This window comes from Achromobacter sp. 413638, assembly GCF_043119405.1.
Lineage (GTDB): Bacteria > Pseudomonadota > Gammaproteobacteria > Burkholderiales > Burkholderiaceae_B > Achromobacter.
This window is the reverse complement of the sequence record NZ_JBICCO010000094.1, coordinates 1-25,308: the sequence shown is the minus strand read 5'-3', so window position 1 is coordinate 25,308 and position 25,308 is coordinate 1. Positions and strand designations below refer to the sequence as shown.

Below are 25,308 nucleotides of genomic sequence, written 5' to 3'. Positions count from 1 at the left end.
GGGGGGGGCGCCCGCCCGCGGGGCCGCCCCCGCGGCCGGGCGCCCGCCCCCCCCCGGGCCGGCCGGGCGCGCGCGGCCACTTGCCCCACGCCCGCGCCCAGCGCGGGGAAGTAGCGCACCGGCGCGCCGGCGGCGGCCAGCATCAGGTCGGTATAGAAGCGTTGCAGCGCGTCGATCCAGTCGGTCGCCGGCACCTTTTCCAGCGCCTCGGCCAGCGTGCCCACATCGGGCGACTGGCCCTGCGCCAGCGGCGCGACCAACTGGCCCAGCCATGGGGGACAGGCGGCCTCGCCGCTCTGCGCCAAGCGCAGGGCCGCCAGCGGCGCGCCGCCGCCGGCCGCCAGCCATTCGCGGGCGGGTTCGACGTTCTGCTCGCGCAGCCATTGCAGCGCGGTGTCGGCATCGGGCGCCGGCAGGGGCAGGCGGCGGCAGCGCGACACCAGGGTCGGCAGCAGCCGGTCGGGCGCATCCGCCACCAGCAGGAACACCGTGTGTGGCGGCGGCTCTTCCAGCACCTTGAGCAGCGCGTTGGCCGAGACCACGTTCAGCGCATGGGCCGGATACAGCAGCGCCACGCGCCAGCCGCCCCGGTGGGTGGCGGTGTTGAACCAGGATTCCAGCGCGCGGATCTGGTCGATGCGGATTTCCTTGGATGGCGCGCGCTTGGATGCGCTGCCGGCCACGGGCTCGGCGTCCTCGGCCTGTTCGGCGGCCTCGGCGCCCTCTTCCACCGCAATGGCTTCGGGACGGATGCGTCGCAGGTCGGGATGGTTGCCACTGGCGAACCAGGCGCAGGCCGCGCAATGGCCGCAGGCCAGGCCGTCTTGTGGCGTCTCGCAAAGCAGGCTGGCGGCGGCGGCCACGGCGAAGTCCAGCTTGCCGATGCCGGCCAGGCCGTGCACCAGCCACGCGTGGGCGAAGCGCTCGCGGTTGCCCAGCCAGTTGCGGGCGGTCTCAAGCTGCCAGGGCATGAATTGCGGCGCGCTCACTGGGCTGGCCTCCTGTTCACGGAACCGATGCCAGTTCTCATGCGGGCACCTGCGGATGGACGAGGCGCATCATGCGCGTCCTTCGATCAAGGCCAGCAGGCCGGCTTCCAGCTCGGCCCGGATCTCGGGGATGGAACGGGTGGAATCGATCACGCGGATACGGTCCGGATCCGCCTTGGCGCGATCATGGTAGGCCGCGCGGGTGCGCTCGAAGAAGGCCGCGCCCTCGCGCTCGAAACGGTCTGGTTCGCGCGCGTCGGCCAGGCGCTGACGCGCCACTTCCAGCGGCACGTCGAACAGCCAGGTGCGGTCGGGCTGGCCCGCCTGCATCCAGGCTTCCAGCGCGGCCACGCGCTCGGCGCCCAGGCCGCGACCGCCGCCCTGGTAGGCATAGCTGGCGTCGGTATAGCGGTCGCAGACCACCCAGGCGCCGCGCGCCAGCGCCGGCTCGATCACCTGGCGCGCGTGTTCGCAGCGCGCGGCGAACATCAGCAACGTCTCGGTATCCAGGCCCATCGGGTCGTTCAGCACCAGGGCGCGCAGCTTCTCGCCCAGCGGCGTGCCGCCGGGCTCACGCGTGGCAACCACTTCCAGGCCCTGCGCGCGCAGGAAATCGGCGATCCAGCCGGTGTGGGTGCTCTTGCCTGCCCCGTCGACGCCTTCCAGCGTGATGAAACGTCCGCGCGAGGTCATTCGTCTTGTCCTTGTTGTTCCGGTTGCGCCGGCTGTTGGGCCGGCGACTGTGGCGCTGATTGCGGCTGCGCCGCCTGTTGCGGCGACTGCGGCTGCGCCGGCTCCGTCGGCTGGGCGGGCCGCGCGGGCTGCGCCGGCCGCGAGGGCTGCGCCTGCTGCCCCTGGCCCAGGATGTAGCGCGACACGTTGCGGTTGTGCTCGTTCAGGTTGACCGAGAATTCGCTGGTGCCGTTGCCCTTGGACACGAAGAACAGGTACTTGTGCTGTTCCGGCTGCACCGCGGCCAGCAGCGCCGCGCGGCCGGCCGCCGCGATCGGCGTGGGCGGCAGGCCGGGCCGGGTATAGGTGTTCCAGGGCGTGTCGGTCTGCAGGTCGCGCTTGCGGATGCGGCCCTGGTAGGCGTCGCCCATGCCGTAGATCACGGTGGGATCGGTCTGCAGCAGCATGCCGATCTTCAGGCGGTTGGCGAACACGCCCGAGACGCGCCGGCGGTCGGGTCCGTGGCCGGTTTCCTTTTCGATGATGGACGCCATCACCAGCGCCTCGTAGGGCGTGGCCATGGGCAGGTCGGCCTGGCGCTTGGCCCAGGTGTCGTCCAGGATGCGCTGGCCTTCCTGGTAGGCGCGGCGCAGCAGGTCGTAGTCGGTGCTGCCGGGCGTGAAGATATAGGTATCGGGGAAGAACAGGCCTTCGGGATGCTTGATGTCCGAGCCGAGCCGCGCCATCAGTTCCTCGTCGCTGATGTCGCCCAGGGTCTGCTTGACGTCCGGATGCTCGCGCAGCGCCTGACGGATCTGGCGGAAGGTCCAGCCTTCCAGGAAGGTGATCTGGCGCTGGGTCATATCGCCGCGCGCCATGCGTTCCAGCAGCTGCCACGGCGAATCGCCGTTGATGGCCTGGTAGCCGCCCGCCTTGATCAGCTTGTCCTGCTCGGACAGGCGCGCCATCCAGACGAAACCCGGCTCCCAGACCGGCACGCCGGCCGCGTTCAGCGCGCGCGCGACCGTGCGCGGGCTGCTGCCCGGATCCACCACGAAATCGATCCTGTCGGCCTTGAGCTGCATGGGCCGATGCATCCAATGCCAGGCGCCGCCAACGGCCGCCGCGGCGGCCAGCACCAGGAGCAGCAGGGACCACAGGAAATAAGAACGGAGTCGCTTCTTCATAAGTTCCGGAAGTTTAATGGATCGCGCGCGGGTCCGACGCTGGAAATCGGGACAGAATGGTACGCCACGCGGGCGACACGCCCCTGGACGGCGCGAGGAATTGGCCTAGAACCGCACCGAAGACGGCTATCATCGGATCTTTGAAGATGCGATGCGGCCCCATCCTGCGCGGGCCGCCACCAGACACGCCGCCATGCACGATTTCCTAGCTTCGATTCCGTCCAACGCCGAAGGTTGCGCCGCCTGCGCCCCGCTGGACGATTTCCTGGTCATTTCCGCCTCGGGCGCCGACGCGCTGACTTTCCTGCACGGCCAGCTGACCCAGGACGTCACCGGCCTGCCGGCCGACGCCGCCCGCCTGGCCGGCTACTGCACCGCCAAGGGCCGGCTGCTGGCCACGCTGCTGATGTGGCGCGCCGCCCCGGGCGCCGGCGATGAGGCGCCGCAGCTGTACGCGCTGCTGCGCCAGGATCTGTCGCAAGCCTTGCTCAAGCGCCTGTCCATGTTCGTGCTGCGCGCCAAGGCCAAGCTGGCCGCGACCGCGCTGCACGCCTGCGGCGTGCGCGCCGCCAACGACGCCCAGCTGGCCGCGCTCGAAGCCGCCGCCGGCCCGCTGCCGCGCCAGACCTGGGAACGCGCCGAGCTGCCGTCGGGCACCTGGATCGCCGCGCCCTCGGCGGCCGGCGAACGGCGCTGGTGGTGGATCGCCTCGGACGCGCAACTGGCCGGCGCCTCCGCCCTGGCCGGCGCGTTGACGCTGACGGACGCCGACGCCTGGCGCGCGGCCGACCTGGCCGCCGGCATCCCCTGGATCGGCGCCGCCACCCAGGATCTGTTCATTCCGCAGACCGTCAACCTGGAACTGATCCAGGGCGTGAGCTTCACCAAGGGCTGCTATCCCGGCCAGGAAGTGGTGGCGCGCAGCCACTACCGCGGCACGGTCAAGCGCCGCATGGCCTACGGCCGCGTCGAGGCGGGCGCCCAGGAAGGCGCGCTGGCGAACGTCGATGTGTATGACGCCGCGCAGCCGGACGAACCCGTGGGCCGCGTGATCGACGCGGCGCGCCATGCCGGCTCGGTCAGCGCCTTGTTCGAGATCGCGCTGGCCGCGCTGCCCGGCGACCTGCGCCTGGGCGCGGCCGACGGCCCGCGCATCGCGGTCGCGCCGCTGCCCTATTCCATTCAGCCCGAGTAAACGCGCTCCAGACGAGCGCCTGCTGAGCGCGCGCCTGCTAAGCGCGCGCATGCGTCCGAATCCGTGGAAGGTAATCAGTGGAAGGTGCTAGACGGCCACGCCGAACACGGCGCCCACGCCGGCCGTGACCGCCATGGCCAGCGCGCCCAGGATCGTGACGCGCAAGGCGGCCGGCCCCTTGGGCGCGCCGCCGGCGCCGGCGGCCAGCGCCCCCAGCGCGGCCAAACAGGCGATGGACGCACCCGTCACGGTCCAGATCAACGGTCCGGTCGGCGTAACCGCCGCCACCGCCAGGGGCAAGGCCGCGCCGCCCGCGAAACAGGCTGCCGACGCCACGGCCGCCTGCACCGGACGGGCGCGGTTGTGCAGCAGGATGCCCAGCTCATCGCGCGCATGCGCGTCCAGCGCATCATGATGCGTCAGCTGGCTGGCGACCTGCGCCGCCAGGTCCGGCGACAGCCCGCGCTGCACATAGATCTCGGTCAGTTCGGCCAGTTCCTCGCCGGAATTGCGCTTGAGCGAGCGCTGCTCAAGCCGCAGGTCGGCCGCCTCGGTATCGGCCTGCGAACGCACGGATACGTATTCACCGGCAGCCATCGACAGGGCACCCGCCACCAGGCCGGCCAGCCCCGAGGTCAGGATGGCGCCATGCGCGGCCTGCGCCGCCGCCACCCCCGTGATCAGGCTGGCGGTGGACACGATGCCGTCGTTCGCGCCCAATACGGCCGCGCGCAGCCAGTTGCTGCGGAAAATCCGGTGATGCTCTTTTGCTGGCATGATTTGCTCATAGATCCGTGACAAGACCCATGGCGCGCCAGAGGCGCGCCTGACGGCGGCCCGCAGCGCCCCCCCTTTCCAGGGAAGCGCTGCCGACACACCGAAGCGGGTCTACCGCTCTACTCTCACAGCGGTCAGCAAGCCTATCACGCAGAGCGTGGCCTGGTCTTGCGCGTGCGCATGGACTTCGACCTGGCAGATCGACAGGCGCCGGCCCGGCTTGACCACGCGGCTGGTGGCCGTGTAGCGCTCGCCCTTCGCCGGCGCCAGGAAGTTCATCTTGAACTCCGAGGTCAGCACATCCTGGCCCGGCTCGAACAGGCTGTAGGCGGCATAGCCGCCGGCCGTGTCGGCGATGGTCGTGGAAATGCCCGCATGCAGATAGCCGTTCTGCTGGCACAGGTCGGCACGATACGGCAGCGTGATCTCCACCCTGCCCGGCTCGACCAGGGCCAGCTCGGCGCCCAGCAGGCGCATGATGCCCTGCCGTTCGAAGCTGGCGCGGACCCGCTCGCGCGGGTCGGCCGGCGGCAAGCCGGCGCTCACGTCAGTCCTCGCGCTTGAGCAAGTTCACGATGCTGGAGAAATCCAGCTTGCCCGAGCCGCCAGCGCTGTGCAGCGAATACAGGTTGCGCGCCAGCTCGCCCAGCGGGATCGAGGCGCGCGCCGCCAGCGCGGCCTCGGCCGCCAGGCCCAGGTCCTTGAGCATCAGGTCCACGCCAAAGCCGCCGGCGTAGCCCTTGGACGCGGGCGCGTGTTCCATCACGCCGGGCCAGGGGTTGTAGAGTTCGGTGGCCCAGTTGCGGCCCGAGCTCTTGGCGATGATGTCCGACAGCACCTTGGGATCCAGGCCATTGGCCACGCCCAGCGCCAGCGCCTCGGAGGTGCCGGCCATCAGGATGCCGAGCAGCATGTTGTTGCAGATCTTGGCGACCTGGCCCGCGCCCGCCGCGCCGGCGTGGAAGATGTTCTTGCCCATTTTTTCCAGCACCGGACGGGCGCGCTCCAGCGCGGCGGGCAGGCCGCCGACGATGAAGGTGAGCGTGCCGGCGGCCGCGCCGCCGGTGCCGCCCGACACGGGCGCGTCGATCATGGCGATGCCGCGCGCCTCGGCGGCCTGCGCCACCTTGCGGGCCGAATCCGGCGCGATGGTGCTGCACTCGATGACCAGCGCGCTGGCCGGGATCTTGCCCAGCAGGTCCTCGCCCAGGTACAGCCCTTCCACGTGCTTGCTGGCGGGCAGCATCGAGATGACGACTTCGGCGCCCTGCACGGCGTCGGCGGCCGACGCGGCCGCCTTGGCGCCGGCGTCGGTCAGCGTCTTGACGGCGGCGGGCGCCAGATCGTAGACCTTCAGGCTGTGGCCGGCCTTGACCAGGTTCAGCGCCATGGGCGCGCCCATATTGCCCAGGCCGATAAACGCGATGCTGCTCATGATGTCCTGTCTCCTGTTGCTTTTGCTATTGCTGCTGATGCTTGTAGGGGGAAATCGTTCAATGCCTCGTGCCTTGCCGCCGGCCCGGCCGCGTCCCGGGGACGCGGCCGCCAGCCGGCACTAGCGTCCTTGCTTGCCCAGGTCGTCCAGCGGATGAGGTTGACCCTCGGGCCAGGGCTCATCGAAGAACTTCTGCACCCAGGCGTCCGTGGCCACGTCCAGCACCGCAGGGTTCCAGCGCGGCCGCTTGTCCTTGTCGATCAGCAGCGCGCGGATGCCCTCGGCGAAATCGCCATGCGCGGCGCAGGTCAGCGCGGCGATGTACTCGGCTCGGAACACATCGTCGAGCGAGCGCAGCCGCATGCGCTGCTGCAACGCGAACGACAGGCGGACCGAGCCGGGCGAGCCGGCCAGCATGGTGGACGCGGCGCGCGCCAGCCAGGGATCGTCGTGGTCCTTCAGCGCCGCCAGTTCCTCGTAGATCTCGTCGAGGCGGTTGCCGCTGCACAGATTGTTGATCAGGAAGGAATGCTGGCGCAGATGGCCGGGGTCCAACGGCGTCTGCGGCTCCAGCGCCGTCAACGCGCGCCGCAGCAGGCCGTCATTGATGGAACGCGGGGGGATCGCATCGCTGTCCGGCGCGGCCTGCGCCTGCCCGGCCCAGGGCTGGTCTTGCAGCGATTCCAGCAGCTTGGGCCAGTCGGCATGGTCCAGGCGGAAATCGGCCAGGCCGGCGAAGAAGGCGTCCGCCGTGTTCAGCTGCGCGCCGGTCAGCGCCAGGAACATGCCGATGCGGCCGGGCATGCGGTTGAGCAGCCAGCTGCCGCCGACGTCCGGGAACAGGCCGATGCTCACCTCGGGCATGGCCAGGCGCGAGGCCTCGCTCACCACGCGGTGGCTGGCGCCCATCATGAGCCCGATGCCGCCGCCCATGACGATGCCATGACCCCAGCACAGCACGGGCTTGGGATAGGTGTGGATGCGGTAGTCCAGCCGGTATTCCAGCTCGAAGAAGCGCCGCGCATAGGCGTTGGCCCAGGGCCCCTTGCCGGCATTCTCGGTCATGCTGCGGTACAGCCCGTGCAGGTCGCCGCCGGCGCAGAACGCCTTCTCGCCCGCGCCTTGCAGCACCACCAGGGCCACGCCGGGATCGCGCGCCCAGGCATCCAGGCGCGCGGCCAGCAGTTCCACCATTTCCAGCGACAGGCCGTTCAGGGTCTGCGGCGAATTCAGCGTCGCGATCCCGAAACGCATGCCATTGGCAGCGGCCCTTTCTTCAAACAGCACCGGTGCAGTCATCGTATGTCGGCTCCTTTTTCCAACAACTGGCGGGCGATGATCACGCGCATGATCTCATTCGTCCCCTCCAGAATCTGATGTACGCGAGTATCGCGCACCAGACGCTCCAAGGGATAGTCCCGCAGGTAGCCGTAGCCGCCGTGTATCTGTTGCGCATCCAGGCAGATCTGGAAGCCCATGTCGGTCGCGAAGCGCTTGGCCATGGCGCAGTAGGTGGCCGCGTCGGGCGCGCCGCCGTCCAGCTTGCACGCCGCCAGGCGCACCATCTGGCGCGCGGCCACGAGATGGGTGGCCATGTCGGCCAGCTTGAATTGCAGCGCCTGGAATTCCGCCAGGCGGCGGTTGAACTGGCGGCGCTCGTCCATGTAGCGCCGGGCCGCGTCCAGCGCGCCCTGGGCCGCGCCGACCGAGCAGGTGCCGATGTTGATGCGACCGCCGTCCAGGCCCTTCATGGCGATCTTGAAGCCGTCGCCCTCGTTGCCCAGCAGATTGGCGGCCGGCACGCGCACGTTCTCGAACACGATGGGCCGGGTGGACTGGCTGTTCCAGCCCATCTTTTCTTCCTTGCGGCCATAGCTGATGCCGGCGCTGTCGGCGGGAATGGCAAAGGCGCTGATGCCGGCCGCGCCCTCGCCGCCGGTGCGCGCCATCACGATCAACAGGTTGGTATCGCCGCCGCCCGAGATGAAGGCCTTGGCGCCGTTGACGATGTAGTCGCCGCCCTGGCGCTGCGCGCGGGTCGACAGCGAGGCAGCGTCGGAGCCGGCGCCGGGTTCGGTCAGGCAGTACGAAGCCAGCTTCTCGCCGCTGGCCAGTTGCGGGCCCCATTCCTCGCGCAGCGCGGGCTGGCCCCAATGGCCCACCATCCAGGTGGCCATGTTATGGATGGTCAGGAAGGCCGTGGTCGACGGATCCACCGCCGCCATTTCCTCGAACACCAGCGTGGCGTCCAGGCGCGGCAAGCCCAGGCCGCCGATCTCTTCACTGGCGTAGATGCCGCAAAAGCCCATCTCGCCCGCCCGCGCGAACGCTTCGCGCGGGAATATGCCCTCGGCGTCCCAGTGCGCCGCGTGGGGCGCCAGCTCGCCTTGCGCGTAGTCGCGCGCCGCCTGCGCGAACGCGCGCTGCTCGTCGGTCAGTTCCAAGTCCACAGCCTAGTCTCCCGGTGGTATGAGTATTGTCTGTCGGCATCGCTGCCGTCTCGTGAACGTCAGCCCGCCGATTTTGACATGACGTTGACGTAAACGTAAGGGCAAACACGCCTGACGGCGCTGCGAGGCGCCCAACCGGGGTTCATGTTACGCCCGAAGCGCGGGCGGGATTTGTCTCGGCAGCGACAATGTCGCCAGAGGCGCCGGGCGGCGCCCAGGCGCTAGAGCAGCCCTGCGGGCCGTTCGCGTCCGTTCCTGGCCGTCAGCGCGCGCCGGTGCTCGGCCCGGCGGCGGCGCGATTCCTTCGGGTCGAAGGTCAGGCCACGGTAGATTTCCAGGCGGTCGCCGTCGTTCAGGGCCGTATCCGGCCTGACCGCGCGCCCGAACACGCCCACGCCGGCCTGCCAGGGGTCGTTGCGGGGAAAATCGGCGGCGAACCCGCTGGCCGCAATGGCCTCGGCCGCCGTCGCGCCGGCCGGCAGGCGCAGCGCCCGCGTCCAGACCTGGTCCGGCAATGCGTGACAGACGCTGACGCCTATGTCCTCATTCGCCATACTTGGCCTGCGCGCGCTTGGTGAAGGAATCGATGAAGCTGGTGGCGATGCGGTTGAACACCGGCCCCACCACCATTTCCAGCGCCCGGTTCGAGAACGCGTATTCCATGGTGAACAGCACCTTGCAGGCGTCTTCCGCCAGCGGCTGGAATTCCCAGTGGCCGACCAGGCTGGAGAACGGGCCGTCCACCAACCGCAGGTCGATGCGGTCGGGATAGACGTGCGTGTTGCGCGTGGTGAAGCGCTGCTTCATGCCCGCGAAGCTGATCAGGATGGAGGCCTGCATGCCATGCTCGTCGCGGGTCTGGACCTCGGCGCCGCCACACCAGGGCATGAATTCCGGGTACTTTTCCACGTCCGCGACCAGATCGAACATCTGGGCGGCGCTGTAGGGCACCAGGACGGATCGTTGTACTTTGTGCATCGACTATCGCAAATGGCTAGAATGACAAGATTTTACCGGTCCCGCTCGTCGATCCCAACCCGGGACGAAATTGTGGCGCGGGCACTGACGCAAACTCCGGTGCGGACGTCGACGCAAACGCCGTTGCAGCCCCGCTGGCGCGAACCCCGGTGAAAAATCCCAGAGCAAAGACCCACTCCTGCTTGCCAGGGGGAAGAACAGAACAGGCTTTATGAGCATTATCGACAACCGCAAGGCCACGCACGACTATTTCATCGAGGACCGCTACGAGGCAGGCCTGGTCCTGCAGGGCTGGGAAGTCAAGGCGATCCGTGACGGTCGCGTGCAGCTCAAGGAAAGCTATGTCATCGTGCGCGACGGCGAGCTGTTCCTGCTGGGGATGCACGTCAGCCCCCTGCCCACGGCCTCGACCCACATCCATCCCGATGCCATGCGCACGCGCAAGCTGCTGCTCAAGGCCGAGGAAATCAGCAAGCTGATCGGCAAGGTCGAGCAGCGCGGCTACACGCTGGTGCCGCTGAACCTGCACTACAAGAACGGCCGCATCAAGCTGGATTTCGCGCTCGGCCGCGGCAAGAAGCTCTACGACAAGCGCGACACCTCGCGCGAGAAGGATTGGCAGCGCGAGAAAGAGCGCTTGATGAAGCACGACACGCGCCGCAAGGACAACTAGTGTGCTGTCCCGTAGGTACGTCCGCATGACGAAATTCATCCATAGACGTCAGGGCTAGGCGCAAACCGCAGTGATACCCGTAGGTATCGCGAGGATTTGCAACGACGCCATGGCGGCTAGGGGTGGATTTCGTGCGGACGTATCTGCGGGACAGCACACTAGCAGCGCTTGCCGGCCCCAGGCCCGGTCCCGCTCAGGCCGTTATCGCCGCGCGCTCGGCCGGCTCGGCTTCGACGCCCGGCCCGCTGATGCGGTTGCGCCCGGCGGCCTTCGACGCGTACAGCTTGCGGTCGGCGCGCTCGAACAGCGATTGCAGGTTCTCGCCCGGGATCCACTCGGCCACGCCCGCGCTGAACGTGTACGAGATCGCACCGCCGCCATGGCCGCAAGGCGTGCGCCGCACCGATTCCAGCAGGCGCCCCGCCACCTCCATCACAGCCTCGCCGCGCGAGTCGGGAAACATCACCGCGAACTCCTCGCCCCCGACGCGGCCGGCATGGTCGCTGGAACGCAGCGTGGCGATCGCCAGCAGGCCGAAGTGCCGCAGCACGGCGTCGCCCACGGCATGGCCGTGCAGGTCGTTGATGCGCTTGAAATGATCGATATCCAGCAGCAGCAGGGTCAGCGGCCGACGCGTGCGCAGGGCCTGGGCGCAGTAGCGCTCGGCCTGCAGCCACCAGGCCTTGCGCGACAGGAGACCGGTCAGGAAGTCCGTGTTCGCTTCCTGTTCGCGCTCGGCCAGCATGCGGTCGTGGATGATCATGATGGTGCCCAGCATCAGGCAGGGCAGCGTCAACAGCCCCAGCGTCAGGAAGACGACATTCCAGGTGGTGGCTTCAAGCAGCGCCCAGGTATGCGCCACGCCCGTCATGTACAGCACCGCGCGCAGCCCGCAAACGGCGGCCGACGCGGCGGCCACCGTCCAGACGAACCAATAGGCGTAGCGCGAACGATTTTGCGGCATGCCGCCGCGCACCGTCGCGGCCGTGGCCAGCATGAAACCCGTCTGCAGCAGCGACATGGCGGAGATGCGCAGCGCCACGCGCGGCTCGACATAGGTGTACGCCGCGACCGCCAGCAAGGCCGCGATCGCCGACAGCGCCATCAGGCGCCGCGGCACCGTGCGCCCCATCATGCGCCGCACGCCCGTGAAATAGCAGCACAGCGCCAATGCGACCAGCGCATTGGGCAGCAGCACGGACAACCACAAGGGCGCGGCCGTAACCTGCAACGCATATCCGCCGAAAGCCGCCAGCGTCAGCAGGTTGGCCCGGATGCTCTCGCCGATGCCGGCCATGCCGCTGCGCGCCAGCGATCCCAGCACGCACAAGGACAGCAAGCCCGCCAGCGCCGCGATCGATAGCAAATGGACGGGAGCGATCATCTTGCAAGCGCCCGCGGGCGGGTCTTCAGCCGGTCTTGGTGCCCTTGACGATGGTCATGGCCGAGGCGATCATGCCGCCCACGTCGGCCAGGTTGGCCGGCAGGATCAGCGTGTTGCCCTGCTTGGCCACGTTGCCGAAGGCCTCGACATAGCGCTCGGCCACCTTCAGGTTGACGGCTTCCATGCCGCCGGGCTGGCGCACCGCCTCGGCCACCTGCGTCACCGCCTTGGCGGTGGCTTCGGCGATCGCCAGCACGGCGGCGGCCTCGCCCTGGGCCTGGTTGATCTGGGCCTGCTTCTCGCCCTCGGAGCGGGCAATGGCGGCCTCGCGCTCGCCGGTCGCGATGTTGATCTGTTCCTGGCGACGGCCTTCGGACGCGGCGATCAGCGCGCGCTTCTCGCGCTCGGCCGTGATCTGCGCCTGCATCGAGCGCAGGATTTCATTGGGCGGCGTCAGGTCCTTGATCTCGTAGCGCAGCACCTTCACGCCCCAGTTCAGCGCGGCCTCGTCCAGCGAGGACACGATGGTGCTGTTGATGGCGTCGCGCTCTTCGAAGGTGCGGTCCAGTTCCATCTTGCCGATGACCGAGCGCAGCGTGGTCTGCGCCAGCTGCGTGATCGCCAGGATGTAGTTCGACGCGCCGTAGGACGCGCGCATCGGGTCCGTGACCTGGAAGTACAGCACGCCGTCGACCTGCAGCTGGGTGTTGTCGCGCGTGATGCAGACCTGGCTGGGCACGTCCAGCGGGATTTCCTTGAGCGAGTGCTTGTAGGCCACGCGCTCGATGAACGGGATGACGAAGGCGGCGCCGGGTGACAGCACGCGATCGAACTTGCCAAGGCGTTCGACGACCCAGGCGTGCTGCTGCGGCACGATGGCGATCGCCTTGATGACGATCAGGATCGCCAGCGCCACGATGACGACGAGGACGATGGTGGAAGTTTCGATCATGGTGTGTATCCCTCTTCTTGGTTGGTTGCCCGGACGCTCCGCTCGCGCAAGGCGCCCCTGGCCGGCCCCGCCGGACCGGGACTAGCGCGCGCCGCCGGATGCGTTCCTGGGCGTGAGCACCAGGCGCGTGCCGCGCAATTCGGTGATGACATGCTCGCCGCCATGGGGCGCGTGCCCCTCGGCCAGTTCAGCCTGCCAGTGAGCGCCGCGATACCAGACGCGGGCCGTGCGGTTGTCGGACCAGGCTTCCACCGACACGATCTGCCCGATGTCCAGGTTGACGTCGGCATTGCTGGCCGCGTCGACCTCGCGCTTTTTCAGCACGCGGGTCTTGCGCAAGATCACCAGCCCCAGCAGCACCACGACGCCGCAGGCGAGCAACTGCCATTCCAGGCCGGCGTTCAGCCAGGCCGCCACGCCGCCGCCCGCCAGGCCCAGGGCCACCAGCAGCAAATAGAACGTTCCCGTCGCCAGTTCGCCAATCAGCGCCAGCGCGGCCAATCCCAGCCATATCCACATATTGTCCGGTCCGCCTCAGGAAAGAATGTCAATATCCAGCGGATTGTACGTATTTCCGGGACGGAGCGTGCACGTCGCCGCCCGTGCCCAGTCTGGCGCTGGATTATGATGCGGCTATGGCAGACGCTGTTCCGCACGGGCAGCGTGTATTCAATATATGGACTTATGACCGCAACGCCCCCCGCCCTACCCGTCCTGATCCTGCACACCGGAGATCCGGAACCCTCCCTGAAAGAACGGTTCGGCAGCTATGCCGAGCAGATCGCCGTGGCGGCGGGCCTGGAGGCCGGCGAGGTCGAGGTGGTGCCGGTGCATGAAGGCGCGCGCCCCCGCGCACCGCAATACTATCGGGCCGCCCTGATCACCGGCTCGCCCGCCATGGTCACCGACCGCGAGCCCTGGAGCGAGGACACCGCCGCCTGGCTGCGCGAGGCCGCCGCCGCCGGACTGCCCATGTTCGGCGTCTGTTACGGCCACCAGCTGCTGGCCCATGCGCTGGGCGGCAAGGTCGGCTACAACCCCACCGGCAGCGAGCTGGGCACCCAGACCGTGGAGCTGCTGCCGCCGGCGGCCGGCGACCAGCTGCTGGACGGCCTGCCCGCCAGCTTCCCGGCCCAGATGCTACATGCGCAGACCGTGCTGCAACCGCCGCCGGGCGCGGCCGTGCTGGCCCGGTCCGACCAGGATCCGCACCAGATGTTCCGCGTCGGCCCGAACGTGTTCTCGACCCAGTTCCACCCCGAATTCGGCCCGGACTTCGTGCGCGCCCACCTGGAACGCTACCAGCGCAAGTACATGGCGGAAAACCTGGACGTGCCCGGCCTGGCCGCCAATGTGCGCGCCACGCCGGTCGCCGGCGGGCTGCTGCGCCGCTTCCTGGATCTCTGCGCCCCCGCCGCCAGCCGTCCGCAATAAGCGGAGTGCGCGGCGGCCGGGCATTTGGCACCATTTCTCCAGCGCGCAATCGCGCGCGCCCGAGGAGCCCCACCCCATGAACCGAGCCGCCGCCCCCCTGAGCCCCCAGCACGCCGCCGCCGTCGAGCGGGCCTGCCGCGCGCTCGAGGCGGAGCAGCCGCCCGACCTGAACACGCTGGCCGAGCAGGCCGGCATGAGCCGCTTCCATTTCCATCGCGTGTTCAAGGCCGCCACCGGCGTCACGCCCAAGGCCTACGCCACCGCGCTGCGCGCCAGCCGCGCGCGCCAGCAGCTGCGCGAAAGCGCCAGCGTCACGGACGCCATGTACGACGCGGGCTTCAATTCCAGCGGGCGCTTTTACGAAGCCGCGCCCGCCATGCTGGGCATGACGCCCACAGCCTATCGCCAGCATGGCGCGGGCGTGGACATCCGCTTCGCCGTGGCGCAATGCTCGCTGGGCGCCTTGCTGGTGGCGGCCAGCGCCATCGGCATCTGCGAGATCGCGCTACACGAAGACCCCGAACACCTGGTGCGCGGCCTGCAGGAACGCTTCAGCAAGGCCCGCCTGATCGGCGCCGACGCCGAGTTCGAACGCTGGGTGGCCGAGGTGGTGGGCTTCGTCGAAGACCCGTCGCTGGGCCTGAACCTGCCGCTGGATGTGCGCGGCACCGCCTTCCAGCGCCGCGTGTGGGAAGCGCTGCGCGAGATTCCGGTTGGCGCCACCGCCACCTATGCGCAGGTCGCCGAGCGCATCGGCTCGCCGGCGGCGGTGCGCGCCGTGGCGCGCGCATGCGCCACCAACAACATCGCGCTGGCGATTCCCTGCCATCGCGTGGTCCGCACCGACGGCTCGCTGGCCGGCTACCGCTGGGGCATCGAGCGCAAGCGCGAGCTGATCGCGCGCGAGGCGCAGGCGGCTTGACGCACCGGCGGTCACCCCCCGTCAGTTCACGACGTTCGGCTCCCAGCCGCCGCCCAGGACCTTGAACACGTCGACCCGCGCGGAGCCGACCTGCTGCTTCAGGGCAGCCTCCTGCGACATCGCCGTGACCAGGCTCTCTTGCGCCACCAGCACATCCAGATAGCTGATCGAACCTGCGCGGTAGCGTTGCTCCGCCAGGCGGAAGGCATTGTCGGCGCGCGTGCGGGCCTGGACCAGCGCATCGCGCTGGCGGATCGCCGCGTCATAGGCGCTCAATGCCTGCTCCGTCTCTTTCAGCGCGTTCAGCACCGCGCCGTCGAAGCGGGCCAGCGAGGCCGCGCTCTGCGCCTCGGCCTGCTCGATGCGGCTACGCGCGGCAGCGATGTTGGGAAAGCTCCAGGACACCAGCGGACCCAGCGCGAACGACCAGGCGCGGTCGCCGGTAAGCGTGTCATTGCGCAGGTAGCTGCCGGACGCGCCCAGCGTGACGCGCGGATAGAGATCGGCCACGGCCACGCCGATGCGCGCGGTGTCGGCGGCCAGCCTGCGCTCGGCCTGGCGCAGATCGGGCCGCCTGCGCAGCAACGCGGCGCCGTCGCCCACCGGGATCGCGCCGCCCGGCTCCGGCGGGCTGGCGCATGCTCGCGCGGCCTGCGGCACCTGGGCCGGCGTGCGGCCCAGCAGCGCCGCCAGTTCGAACAAGGCGGCGCTGCGCCGCGCCTCGATGGGCGCCAGCGCCGCCTCGGTGCGCGCCAGCGCCACGCGCGCCCGCTCGGCGTCCAGGCGCGAAGCCGAACCGGCGCGCTCCTGCTCGCTGATCAGGTCCAGGTTGCGCTGCGCCAGCGCGATGGACGCGCGGGCCACCTGCTCCGACTCGCCGTAGGCGCAGGCGTTCAGGTAGGCGCGCGCCGTGTCGGCCACGACCAGCACCCTGGCCGCGTCGTAGGCCGCGGCGACCGCGTCGGCGTCGTAGCGGGCCGCTTCGATGTCGCGCCGCACCCGTCCGAACAGGTCCACCTCATAGGCCACTTCCAGCCCGCCACTGTAACTCCACTGCCGGGGCGCCGGGCCGTCGCCGCCGCCAGCCGCGTTGTTGCGGCCATAACGCGTGCCGCCCGACAGCTGGGTGGACGGCAGCAGCCCGACCCGGGCCTGGCCGTAGACCGCGCGCGCCTTGTCCAGATTGGCCAGCGCCGCGCGCAGGTCGGGATTGGCCGCCAGCGCTTCCTGCAACAGGCCGTTGAGCGTGGCGTCGTCGTACAGCCGCCACCAGTCCGATGGCAGCTCGGCGCCAGCGTTGGTGCGCTCGGACTGGCTGACGAACGGACCGGCGGCCGCCGACGGCGTCGCCGGCGCGCGATAGTCGGGCCCGCTGGCGCAGCCGCCCAGGGCCAGCGCCAGCAGCAAGGGCGCGGCAAGGGCTCGCGCCCTGCCCGTCGGGCGCTGCGATGACTCAATGCGCATGGCCCGCCTCCGACGCCAGTTCGCGGGCGCGCGCGCCTTGCGCCGCCGCCCGGTGGTCCTTGGCGATGAAGCTGTAGATCGTGGGCAGCACGAACAGCGTGAACAGCGTGCCAATCAGCATGCCCATCACCACGACCACGCCGATCGAATACCGGCTGGCCGAACCCGCGCCGCCGGCGAACAGCAGCGGCACCAGGCCGGCGACCATGGCCGCCGTGGTCATCAGCACGGGACGCATGCGCACCGTCGCCGCCTTCTCGATGGCTTCGATGCGGCTCAGGTTCTCATGCTCTTGGATATGGTTGGCGAATGTGACCATCAGGATTCCGTGTTTCGAGATCAGGCCGATCAGGGTGACCAAGCCGATCTGGGTGTAGATGTTGAGCGTGGCGTAGCCCAGCCACAGCGGCACCAGCGCGCCACAGACGGCCAGCGGCACCGTGACCAGGATCACCAGCGGATCGCGCAGGCTCTCGAACTGCGCCGCCAGGACCAGGAAAATCACCACCAGCGCGAAGCCGAACGACACCCACAGCCGGTTGCCTTCCTGCACGAACTGACGGCTGTCGCTGAGCCAGTCGACGCTGGTGCTGGCCGGCAGCGGCTGCGATTGCAGGAACGCGACGGCCTCGCCCATGCTGATGCCGGGACGGGGCAGCATGACCAGCGTGGCCGAGTTCATCTGGCCGAACTGGGTGAGCTGATTGGCCTGGGGCCGCGTCTCGACGCGGGCGACGGTGGCCAGCGGCACCAATGCGCCGGTGACGGTCTTGACGTAGAAGCGGCCCAGGTCTTCCGGCGTCATCCGGTCGTCCTGCCTGACCTGCGGGATCACGTCATAGGACCGGTCATGGAAATTGAAGCGGTTGACGTAGTTCTCGCCCACCAGCACCGCCAGGGTTTCGGCGATGGCCTGCATGGTCACGCCCATTTCGCGCGCCTTGGCGCTGTCGATGGCGACATGCGCCTGCTGGCTGTCGAAGGCCAGGTCGTTCTGCACGTAGACGAACAGGCCGCTGGCATAGGCCGCCGCCTTGATCTTCTCGGCGGTGTCATAGAGCGTCTTGAAGTCCTCCGGCGAGCGCAGCACCATCTGCACCGGCAGGCCGCCGCTGGAGCCCGGCAGCGCCGGGAACTGCACGGCGGTCAGCGTTTCGCCGTCGATCGCGCCGCCGGCCGCCTGTATCTGGCCCTGGATCTGGATGGACGAGCGCGAGCGCTCGGACCAGTCCTTCAGGATCGCCCCGCTCAGCATCTGGTTCTGCCCGCGTCCGGTGCCGCCGATATGCATGAAGCTGCTGTCGAACTCGGGGATGGATTCGAAGATCTGCTCGACCCGGGCGGCGTAGCGCGCGGTATAGCCTACCCCCGCGTACTGCGGCGCCTTGGCGATGACGATGACCGCGCCCTGGTCTTCCGTGGGCGCGAGCTCGCGGCGGATGCCCAGCAACAGCACCACGATGGCGGCCAGCACCGCCACGCCCACCAGCAGCACCGCGCCGCGCGCGGCCAGGGTGCGCGACAGCGCGCGCCGGTAGCGCTCGGCCAGCGACGCCATGTAGTGCTCCACCAGCCTGGCCAGCCGGCCCTCGTTCTGGCGGGCATCCAGCAGCATGGAGCTCATCACCGGCGACAAGGTCAGCGCGACCACGCCGGACACGACGACCGAGCCGGCCAGCGTGAAGGCGAATTCCTTGAAGAGCGCCCCCGTCAGGCCGCCCATCATGCCGATCGGCGCGTACACGGCGGCCAGCGTGATGGTCATGGCGATCACCGGCCCGACGATCTCGCGCGCGCCCAGCAGCGCCGCGCGCACCGGCGACAACCCGTCCTCGACGTGTCGATGGATGTTCTCGACCACCACGATGGCGTCGTCCACCACCAGCCCGATCGCCAGCACCATCGCCAGCAAGGTCAGCAGATTGATGGAAAAACCGAACGCCAGCATCAGCGCCGCGGTGCCGATCAGCGACAGCGGAATGGTCACGACCGGAATGATGACGGCGCGGAAAGTGCCCAGGAACAGGAAGATCACCGCGATCACGATCACCACGGCCTCGACCAGCGTTTCCCTGACTTCCTCGATCGAGGCGTTGACGAACTTCGCCACGTCGTAGTTGGGCATCACGCTCAGTCCCGGCGGCGCCATCTCGCGGATCTTCGGCACCAGCGCCTTGGCCTGCTTGACGATCTCCAGCGGATTGCCTTCCGGCGAGGGATACAGCGACACGAAGATCGCCGGCACGCCGGACGCGAAGGACGCGTTGTTGTAGTTCTGGCCGCCGATTTCCACCGTCGCCACGTCGGACAGGCGCACCACGCCGCCGTCGGGCTTGGACAGGATCACCATCTGGCGGAAGTCCTCGACATCGCGCAGGTCGGTGGCGGCGCTGATGTTGGTGACGGTCAGCGAACTCTTGAGCTGGCCGGGCGCGGCCTGCACGTTGTTGGCGCGCAGCGCCGCCGCGACCTCGCCGGCCGACAGGCCGCGCGCGGCCAGCTTGACCGGATCGATCCAGATGCGCAGCGCCAGCGTCTGGCCGCCGTTGATATCGACCGAGGCGACGCCGGGAATACCGGCGAACAGCGGCTGGGCGACCCGGTTGGCGAAGTCCGTGATCTGCGGGATGGTCAGCGTGTCGCTGAAGAAGGCCACGTACTGCACGGCCGTGCCGCCCTCGGTGGACTTGCTGATGACCGGATCGGTGACGCCGGCCGGCAATTGGTACTTGACCTGCTGCACCTTGGCCAGGATCTCGGTCATGGCGCGGTCGGCGTCGGCATTGAGCACCAGGCGCGCCTTGATTTCGCTCTTGCCCTGGGTGGTGGTCGAACTCAGGTATTCAATGCCGCTGGCCGTGGCGATGGACTGCGAGATCGGCGTGGTGACGAAGCCCTGCATCACCTCCTGCGTCGCGCCCGGAAAGGACGTGGTCACGGTGACGGTGGCGTTTTCCAGGTACGGATACTGCCGCACCGGCAGCGAGAACACGGCGGCCGCGCCCATCAGCAGGATCAGCAGGCTGACCACCAGCGCCAGGATGGGCCGGCGGATGAAGATGTCGGTGAAGCTCATGACGACTTCCTCGTTGCCGCGCCCGGCGCGGGACTGGCCGTGGCATCGGCGCCCTTGATCCTGACGACGGCGCCCGGCGGCAGGCGGTTCTGTCCTGCCGTCACCACCAGGTCGCCGGCCTGGATGCCTTGCGTGACCAGCACCTCCTCGCCCAGCCGGCGGCCGGTCGTGACCGGCACCGCGACGGCCTTGCCCACGCCTTGCGCGTTGGCGTCGCGGACCAGCACCACGCTGTCGCCGGAAGCCGAGGTCTGGATCGCCGTGAGCGGCAGCACGACCGCGCTCTCGGTCGCGGGCAACACCAGCGCGGCCGTGGCGTACATGCCCGACTGCAGCACGTGGTCGGGGTTGGGCAGCAGGGCCTGCACCGTGGCGTTGCGCGTCTGGCTGTCGACGCGCGGCTCGATGGAGCTGACCCTGGCCTCGAACACGCGGCCGGGCACGGCGTCCACGCTCACCTGCACCGTCGCGCCGGGCGCCAGCCTGGGCAGGTCCTGCTGCGGCAGCGTGAAGTTCACGTACAACGGATCGAGCTGCGTCAACGTGGCTACGGGTTCGCCCGCGTTCAGGTACTGGCCGACGTTGACGCGCCGGATGCCGATCTGGCCGGCGAACGGCGCCTGGACGCGCTTCTGCTCGATGCGTGCATCCAGTTGCCGGACGGCGGCGACGGCCTGGGCCGCCTCGGCCTTGCGTTGCTCCAGCACCTCGCGCGACTCGGCGCCGCTGGGCGCCAATCCCTGCGAGCGCCGCAATTGCAGCAGCGCGAAATCGGCCTTGGCCGAGGCGGCCGCGCGGTCGGCCTGCTCGGGCGCGTCGAACAGCTGGACCAGCGCGGCCCCTTCCTTGACGGTCTGCCCGGCCGTGAAGTGAATGGCGGTCACGCGTCCCGCCGTATCCGGCGCCAGCATGACTTCGCGCACGGCCTGCAGACTGCCGACCGCCCGCAACGAACCGGCGACGCTGCGCGGCTCGGCCTGGACAACCGAGACCAGGAACGGCGGCCGTTCCCCCGGTTTGGCCACGCCGGCCCGCGCGGCGCGCCAGCCGTACAAGCCGCCGGACACCAGCGCCAGGCCGACCAGGCTGATGACGAAGGGCCGGATGCGCATCACGCCCGTGCGCCGGTTGCCCGCCTTGGGCAGGCGGATGCCGGGGCCGCCCGCGGAGGTATTCGTATCACGCATGACGATTTCCCTTGGATGAGCCGAACAAGAGCTTCAAGGCCACGACCACGGACAGGGCCACGGCGGTGGCGCCGGCCAGGTACACCGAAGCGATGCCGCCGGCATCGGCCAGCAGGCCGGCCAACGGGCTGGTGATGCCCAGCGACATGTCCAGGAACGCGACGTAGGCGCCCATTGCCAGGCTGCGGGTCTGCGGCGGCGCGCGGCGCACGGCTTCCACGCCGAAGCCGGGGAAGGCCAGCGAGTAGCCGAAGCCGGTGAGCGCGGCGCCGATGTAGGCCATGACGGCCGTGTCCGCGCCCCAGATCAGCAGCTGGCCGGCCGCTTCGATGATCACGCACACCAGCGCGACCTTGGCGCCGCCGATCTTGTCGGGCAGATGGCCGAAGAACAGGCGGGCGCCGATGAAGGCCACGCCGAACGCGGTGAAGGCCAGCGAGGCATTGCCCCAATCCTTGGCCGCGAACAGCAGGGCGATGAAGGCGGTGATGACGCCAAAGCCGACGCTGGACAGGGCCAGGCCCATGCCGGGCGCCCAGACGGCGCTCAGCACCTTGTAGAACGGCGTGCGCCGCTGGCTGGTGGGAGCGATCCCGCGCACGCCGGCCACCACGGCCAGCGCCAGCATGGGCACGAACAGCGTGGCGACCGAGATGCCGTTGAAGCCCCACAGGCCGTTGACGACCACGCCGGCGGGCGCGCCCAGCGCGTAGGCGCCGTACATGGCGATGCCGTTCCAGGCCATGACCTTGCCGGCGTTCTGCGGCCCGACCAGGCCGATGCCCCAGCCCATCGCGCCGGTGACGATCAGGCTTTCGCCCATGGCCAGCAGGATGCGGCCGGCCACCAGGATCCACACCGACGTGGTCGGCGCGTCAAGAAAGGCCAGCGAGGCCAGATAGAGCAGGCCCGAGGCGGCGGCGGCCACCGAGCCCGCCACCACGGCGCGCTTGGCGCCACGCATGTCGGCGTAGTTGCCGGCCCACGAGCGCGACAGCAGGGCCGCGGCGAACTGCGAGCCGACCACCAGGCCGACCACCAGCGTGTCCATGCCCAGGGTGTCGTGCAGGTGCAGCGGCAGCACGGGCAGTTGCATGCCGATGACCAGGAAGCCGATGAATACCGCCAGCGTGAGCGGCAGCAGTTTGATCACCACGTTGGTGACGGGGGGCGCAAGCGTCGAGGGCGACGCGTGCTGGGTATGTGCTTTTGTCATGATTGGGTCCAGGAGAGAGCGGCGCCACGGGCCGTTTTCGGTCGGCGCCGGGGCGTTCGATGCCGGTTGGCGGGCGTCTTCCTCGTCTCCTTGGAATGCGCTTTTTCGCCGTCATCGGGATAAAATGCGAATAATTCGTCGCGTTAAAATTATGCGACTAATCCTTCGCGTTTTCTATTCGCATTCTCTTTCGACCCGCCCAGCCGCCATGAGCCAGAGCAATCCCCCGCAGATCTCCTCTAGAAAGCAGCCCAAGCAGGCGCGCTCGGCCGAGCTCGTGGCCACCATCCTGCAAGCCGCTACTCAGGTTTTGGCCCAGGAAGGCGCCGGCCGCTTCACCACGGCACGCGTGGCCGAAAAGGCCGGCGTCAGCGTCGGTTCGGTCTACCAATACTTTCCCAACAAGGCCGCCATCCTGTTCCGCTTGCAAAGCGATGAATGGCGCCAGACGCAGGAAATGCTGAGCCGCATCCTGGAAGACCAGGCCAGGCCGCCGCTGGAACGGCTGCGGGCGCTGGTGCATGCGTTTGTCCGCTCGGAGTGCGAGGAAGCCGAGATGCGGGTCGCGCTCAGCGACGCCGCCCCGCTCTACCGAGACGCGCCGGAAGCCCGCGAAGCGCGGGCGGCGGGCGAGGAAACCTTTCGCGCCTTCATGCGCGAGGTGATGCCCAAGGCCTCGCCGGCCGACCTGGCCCTGGTGGGCGGCTTGATATCCACCACGCTGAGCGCCGTGGGCAAGGTCTTTTCAGGCCACGCGCGCAGCAAGGCGGAAATCGGCGCCTATGCGGACGCCATGGCGGACATGTTCTGCGCCTATATCGCCGACGTGGCGCACCGCGCTTGAACGTCGACGCGCGGCCCCGGCGTTGGCGGCCGCGCTATGCGGAAGCCGCAACGCACGATTCGATCAGCTGCCCCACCAGCGCCTGCGCGGCGGGCGTCCTTCCCGACGCGCTCCAGAGCAACCGGAAGCTGGCTTGCGGCAAGGGCGGCAAACCGGCTTCGGCGTCGATTTCCACGATTCCCGGTTCCAGGTCTTCCTGGAGAATGGCGGTGATGGCCAAGCCGGCCTTCACCGCCGCGCGCAGCCCTTGCTGACTGAGCGACGTGAAGGCAAGCCGCCATTCACGCCCCGCCTCTTCCAGCGCGCGTGTCGCCACCTCCCGGTGCAGACAGGGTTTCGGCGCCAGGGCCAGGGGCAGCGGCGCATGCGTGGCCACATCGACCCCCTCCCCCGCCGCCCACACGAACCGGGTCCGGCGCAACAGGGGCGACGCCGGGTCCTCGTCGAGCGACAGCGTGACCGCCAGGTCCAGCAGGCCGGCGTCTATCTGGTCGCGCAAGGCCAGATACGTGTCCACCGTCGCGTCCAGCCTCACCGCGGGGAACTGGCGCGAGAAGCGCGCCAGCATGGGCGGCAGGCGGTCGCCCACATAGCTTTCCGGAACGCCGAAGCGCACCGCGCCCGTCACGGCGGAGCGCTGGAAGCGTATCGCCAGCGCGTCCTGCGCCCGCAGGATCTGCTCGGCATGGCGCAGGAATTCCTCACCGTCCTCGGTCAAGGTCAGGCTGCGGGTCGTGCGCTTGAGCAGTGCGGTTCCCGCCTGCTCTTCCAGTCTGCGGATTTGATGGCTGACCGCTGATTGGCTCAGGTGCAGACGCTTGCCGGCGCGCGTGAAACCGCCCGTCTCATGTACCGCGATGAATGCGCGCAGAAGATCCGGGTCGTAGTCCATGCCGATCACTCATGATGAAATTTAATTAATCCAACAAAATTAAATCATTTCCATCATTTTTTGTCTTTTTCCACAATGGCATTCCCGCCAACCGTCCGCCGCGCATCCGCGGACCGGGTCCGGACCTGACGTGCGCACCACCCGGCGCGCCGGCAAGATCCGCCCGATTGTGGAAACACCCATGAAGCCCCTAACCCCTGCACACAAGAATACGGTCACGCTTACCGCCGCCTGCCTCGCCTGCCTGATGTTCGGCCTGGAGATTTCCAGCGTCCCGGTAATCCTGCCCATCCTCGAAACCGTCCTGCGCAGCAGCTTTCGCGATCTGCAATGGATCATGAACGCCTACACCATCGCCTGCGCCGCCGTGCTGATGGCGGCGGGCGCGCTGGCCGACCGCTACGGGCGCAAACGGGCATTCCTGCTCTGCCTGGTGCTGTTCGGCCTCACCTCCCTGGCCTGCGGCCTGGCAGGCAGTTCCACCTGGCTGATCGCGGGCCGCTTCCTTCAGGGCATGGCCGGCGGCGCCATGCTGGTCTGCCAGCTGGCGGTGCTGTCGCACCAGTTCGCCGACAGCGCCGCGCGCGCCAAGGCCTTCGGCGCCTGGGGCGTGGTCTTTGGCATCGGCCTGGGCCTGGGCCCGATCATCGGCGCCGGCATCGTGGCGCTGTCCAGCTGGCAGTGGGTGTTCCTGGTGCATGTTCCCATCGCGGTGGCGGCCTTCGGCCTGGCGGCGGCCGGCGTGGACGAATCGCGCGACCCGCAACACCGCCGGCTAGACTGGGCGGGCATCGTCTCGCTCTCGGTCGCGGTGTTCGGCCTGGCCTGGTTCATCACGCAAGGGCCGGTGGCGGGCTTTGCCAGCCTGCCCTCGCTGGCCAGCTTGCTCGCCGCTGCGGGCGGTTTCATCATCTTCGCCGCGGCGCAACGGCGGGCCGTCGATCCGCTGTTCGATTTCTCGGTATTCCGCATCCGCCGCTTCTCCGGCGCGCTGCTTGGGTCGATGGGCATGAACTTCAGCTTCTGGCCGCTCATGATCTACCTGCCCTTGTATTTCCAGCACGGGCTGGGCTATGCCAGCCTGGCGACCGGGCTGTCGCTGTTGGCCTATACCTTGCCGACGCTGATACTGCCGCCGCTCGGCGAACGCCTGGCGCTGCGCTACCGGGCGGAGGCCGTGATTCCCGCCGGCCTGTTCGCCATCGGCGCGGGGTGCTTCCTGATGGCCTGGGGCAGCGGCGTCCAGCAGGCCAGCTGGCTGACGATGCTGCCCGGCTGCCTGCTCGCCAGCATCGGCCTGGGCGTGACCAATACGCCCGTGACCAACACCACCACCGGCTCCGTGCCAACGGGGCGCGCCGGTATGGCGTCCGGCATCGACACCAGCGCGCGCTTCATCAGCCTGGCGCTGAACATCGCCGTGATGGGCTTCATCCTGGTGGAAGGCATCGCCTCGTTCCTGCGCAGGCAGCTCCCACCGGCGATCGATGCCGCCCAGCTCCGCTCGCTGGCCGAACAGCTGACCACGGGAACGGCCCCGACGACCGGACAGGGCGCGGCCGCGTGGACCGTTCCCGCCGA

24 protein-coding genes are annotated in these 25,308 nt (G+C 69.2%); 6 read left to right on the top strand and 18 right to left on the bottom strand.

Going from position 1 to position 25,308, the window contains the following annotated elements; all coding sequences use genetic code 11:
- The 3 genes from holB to mltG form a co-directional block, all read right to left on the bottom strand.
- Nucleotides 1-971 (bottom strand): DNA polymerase III subunit delta' (gene holB, locus ACEU5R_RS27330; RefSeq protein WP_392412885.1); only part of this gene is annotated, 971 nt, incomplete at its 3' end.
- An 87-nt stretch (nucleotides 972-1,058) separates the two neighbouring features.
- A complete protein-coding gene (gene tmk / locus ACEU5R_RS27325) occupies nucleotides 1,059-1,682 on the bottom strand; it encodes a dTMP kinase (protein ID WP_103274105.1) in 624 nt (207 codons plus the stop codon).
- Nucleotides 1,679-2,848, bottom strand: coding sequence for an endolytic transglycosylase MltG (mltG, locus tag ACEU5R_RS27320; RefSeq protein WP_103274104.1), 1,170 nt, complete (start codon nucleotides 2,846-2,848; stop codon nucleotides 1,679-1,681). The genes tmk and mltG overlap by 4 nt, the downstream gene beginning before the upstream one ends.
- Before the next feature lie 193 nt (nucleotides 2,849-3,041).
- Between mltG and ACEU5R_RS27315 the strand changes: the two genes are divergently transcribed.
- Nucleotides 3,042-4,043, top strand: a complete 1,002-nt coding sequence (locus ACEU5R_RS27315) for a YgfZ/GcvT domain-containing protein (protein ID WP_392412882.1) — start codon at nucleotides 3,042-3,044, stop codon at nucleotides 4,041-4,043.
- Nucleotides 4,044-4,130: 87 nt separating this feature from the next.
- Here ACEU5R_RS27315 and ACEU5R_RS27310 read toward each other — a convergent pair whose 3' ends face one another.
- From ACEU5R_RS27310 to ACEU5R_RS27280, 7 genes are all read right to left on the bottom strand, one after another.
- A complete protein-coding gene (locus ACEU5R_RS27310; protein ID WP_103274102.1) occupies nucleotides 4,131-4,820 on the bottom strand; it encodes a VIT family protein in 690 nt (229 codons plus the stop codon).
- A 111-nt stretch (nucleotides 4,821-4,931) separates the two neighbouring features.
- On the bottom strand, nucleotides 4,932-5,297 hold the full coding sequence (locus ACEU5R_RS27305; RefSeq protein ID WP_392412883.1) for a PaaI family thioesterase: 366 nt from the start codon (nucleotides 5,295-5,297) through the stop codon (nucleotides 4,932-4,934).
- 70 nt (nucleotides 5,298-5,367) lie between these two features.
- Nucleotides 5,368-6,255 (bottom strand): 3-hydroxyisobutyrate dehydrogenase, encoded by an 888-nt coding sequence (gene mmsB / locus ACEU5R_RS27300; protein WP_103274101.1) that lies wholly within the window; start codon nucleotides 6,253-6,255, stop codon nucleotides 5,368-5,370.
- Between the two features lie 120 nt (nucleotides 6,256-6,375).
- Nucleotides 6,376-7,554, bottom strand: a complete 1,179-nt coding sequence (locus ACEU5R_RS27295; RefSeq protein ID WP_392412880.1) for an enoyl-CoA hydratase/isomerase family protein — start codon at nucleotides 7,552-7,554, stop codon at nucleotides 6,376-6,378.
- Nucleotides 7,551-8,705, bottom strand: a complete 1,155-nt coding sequence (locus ACEU5R_RS27290; RefSeq protein WP_392412879.1) for an acyl-CoA dehydrogenase family protein — start codon at nucleotides 8,703-8,705, stop codon at nucleotides 7,551-7,553. Before ACEU5R_RS27290 ends, ACEU5R_RS27295 begins: the two co-directional genes overlap by 4 nt.
- A 221-nt stretch (nucleotides 8,706-8,926) precedes the next feature.
- The gene (locus tag ACEU5R_RS27285) at nucleotides 8,927-9,259 is read right to left on the bottom strand and encodes an RnfH family protein (protein ID WP_392412877.1); all 333 of its coding nucleotides are present in this window, start codon (nucleotides 9,257-9,259) and stop codon (nucleotides 8,927-8,929) included.
- A complete protein-coding gene (locus tag ACEU5R_RS27280; protein WP_103274097.1) occupies nucleotides 9,249-9,683 on the bottom strand; it encodes a type II toxin-antitoxin system RatA family toxin in 435 nt (144 codons plus the stop codon). Before ACEU5R_RS27280 ends, ACEU5R_RS27285 begins: the two co-directional genes overlap by 11 nt.
- A gap of 178 nt (nucleotides 9,684-9,861) precedes the next feature.
- Between ACEU5R_RS27280 and smpB the strand changes: the two genes are divergently transcribed.
- Nucleotides 9,862-10,356 (top strand): SsrA-binding protein SmpB, encoded by a 495-nt coding sequence (gene smpB, locus ACEU5R_RS27275; RefSeq protein WP_283093843.1) that lies wholly within the window; start codon nucleotides 9,862-9,864, stop codon nucleotides 10,354-10,356.
- A 193-nt stretch (nucleotides 10,357-10,549) separates the two neighbouring features.
- On the opposite strand, the gene ACEU5R_RS27270 is transcribed toward smpB, so the two are convergent.
- The 3 genes from ACEU5R_RS27270 to ACEU5R_RS27260 all read right to left on the bottom strand — a co-directional run bounded on the left by ACEU5R_RS27270 (nucleotide 10,550) and on the right by ACEU5R_RS27260 (nucleotide 13,211).
- On the bottom strand, nucleotides 10,550-11,740 hold the full coding sequence (locus ACEU5R_RS27270; protein WP_103274095.1) for a diguanylate cyclase: 1,191 nt from the start codon (nucleotides 11,738-11,740) through the stop codon (nucleotides 10,550-10,552).
- Nucleotides 11,741-11,765: 25 nt separating this feature from the next.
- Nucleotides 11,766-12,692 (bottom strand): SPFH domain-containing protein, encoded by a 927-nt coding sequence (locus ACEU5R_RS27265; protein WP_103274094.1) that lies wholly within the window; start codon nucleotides 12,690-12,692, stop codon nucleotides 11,766-11,768.
- Between the two features lie 81 nt (nucleotides 12,693-12,773).
- On the bottom strand, nucleotides 12,774-13,211 hold the full coding sequence (locus ACEU5R_RS27260; protein WP_103274093.1) for an NfeD family protein: 438 nt from the start codon (nucleotides 13,209-13,211) through the stop codon (nucleotides 12,774-12,776).
- Between the two features lie 165 nt (nucleotides 13,212-13,376).
- Here ACEU5R_RS27260 and ACEU5R_RS27255 point away from each other — a divergent pair, with 165 nt between their 5' ends.
- Nucleotides 13,377-14,126, top strand: coding sequence for a glutamine amidotransferase (locus tag ACEU5R_RS27255; RefSeq protein WP_103274092.1), 750 nt, complete (start codon nucleotides 13,377-13,379; stop codon nucleotides 14,124-14,126).
- Between the two features lie 76 nt (nucleotides 14,127-14,202).
- A complete protein-coding gene (locus ACEU5R_RS27250; RefSeq protein ID WP_103274091.1) occupies nucleotides 14,203-15,048 on the top strand; it encodes a bifunctional transcriptional activator/DNA repair enzyme AdaA in 846 nt (281 codons plus the stop codon).
- A gap of 21 nt (nucleotides 15,049-15,069) precedes the next feature.
- On the opposite strand, the gene ACEU5R_RS27245 is transcribed toward ACEU5R_RS27250, so the two are convergent.
- From ACEU5R_RS27245 to ACEU5R_RS27230, 4 genes are read right to left on the bottom strand one after another with little or no spacing between them, the layout of a single operon-like run.
- Nucleotides 15,070-16,512 (bottom strand): efflux transporter outer membrane subunit, encoded by a 1,443-nt coding sequence (locus tag ACEU5R_RS27245; RefSeq protein WP_392412874.1) that lies wholly within the window; start codon nucleotides 16,510-16,512, stop codon nucleotides 15,070-15,072.
- A complete protein-coding gene (locus ACEU5R_RS27240; protein ID WP_392412872.1) occupies nucleotides 16,502-19,588 on the bottom strand; it encodes an efflux RND transporter permease subunit in 3,087 nt (1,028 codons plus the stop codon). The genes ACEU5R_RS27245 and ACEU5R_RS27240 overlap by 11 nt, the downstream gene beginning before the upstream one ends.
- The gene (locus ACEU5R_RS27235) at nucleotides 19,585-20,775 is read right to left on the bottom strand and encodes an efflux RND transporter periplasmic adaptor subunit (RefSeq protein WP_392412871.1); all 1,191 of its coding nucleotides are present in this window, start codon (nucleotides 20,773-20,775) and stop codon (nucleotides 19,585-19,587) included. The genes ACEU5R_RS27240 and ACEU5R_RS27235 overlap by 4 nt, the downstream gene beginning before the upstream one ends.
- Entirely contained in the window at nucleotides 20,768-21,991 is a 1,224-nt protein-coding gene (locus ACEU5R_RS27230; RefSeq protein ID WP_392412870.1) for an arabinose transporter, read from the bottom strand. The genes ACEU5R_RS27235 and ACEU5R_RS27230 overlap by 8 nt, the downstream gene beginning before the upstream one ends.
- 208 nt (nucleotides 21,992-22,199) lie before the next feature.
- Here ACEU5R_RS27230 and ACEU5R_RS27225 point away from each other — a divergent pair, with 208 nt between their 5' ends.
- Nucleotides 22,200-22,835, top strand: coding sequence for a TetR family transcriptional regulator (locus ACEU5R_RS27225; protein ID WP_103274087.1), 636 nt, complete (start codon nucleotides 22,200-22,202; stop codon nucleotides 22,833-22,835).
- Nucleotides 22,836-22,869: 34 nt separating this feature from the next.
- On the opposite strand, the gene ACEU5R_RS27220 is transcribed toward ACEU5R_RS27225, so the two are convergent.
- Nucleotides 22,870-23,727 (bottom strand): LysR family transcriptional regulator, encoded by an 858-nt coding sequence (locus tag ACEU5R_RS27220; RefSeq protein WP_392412868.1) that lies wholly within the window; start codon nucleotides 23,725-23,727, stop codon nucleotides 22,870-22,872.
- Nucleotides 23,728-23,908: 181 nt separating this feature from the next.
- On the opposite strand from ACEU5R_RS27220, the gene ACEU5R_RS27215 reads away from it, so the two are divergent.
- Nucleotides 23,909-25,308 (top strand): MFS transporter (locus tag ACEU5R_RS27215; protein ID WP_392412866.1); only part of this gene is annotated, 1,400 nt, incomplete at its 3' end.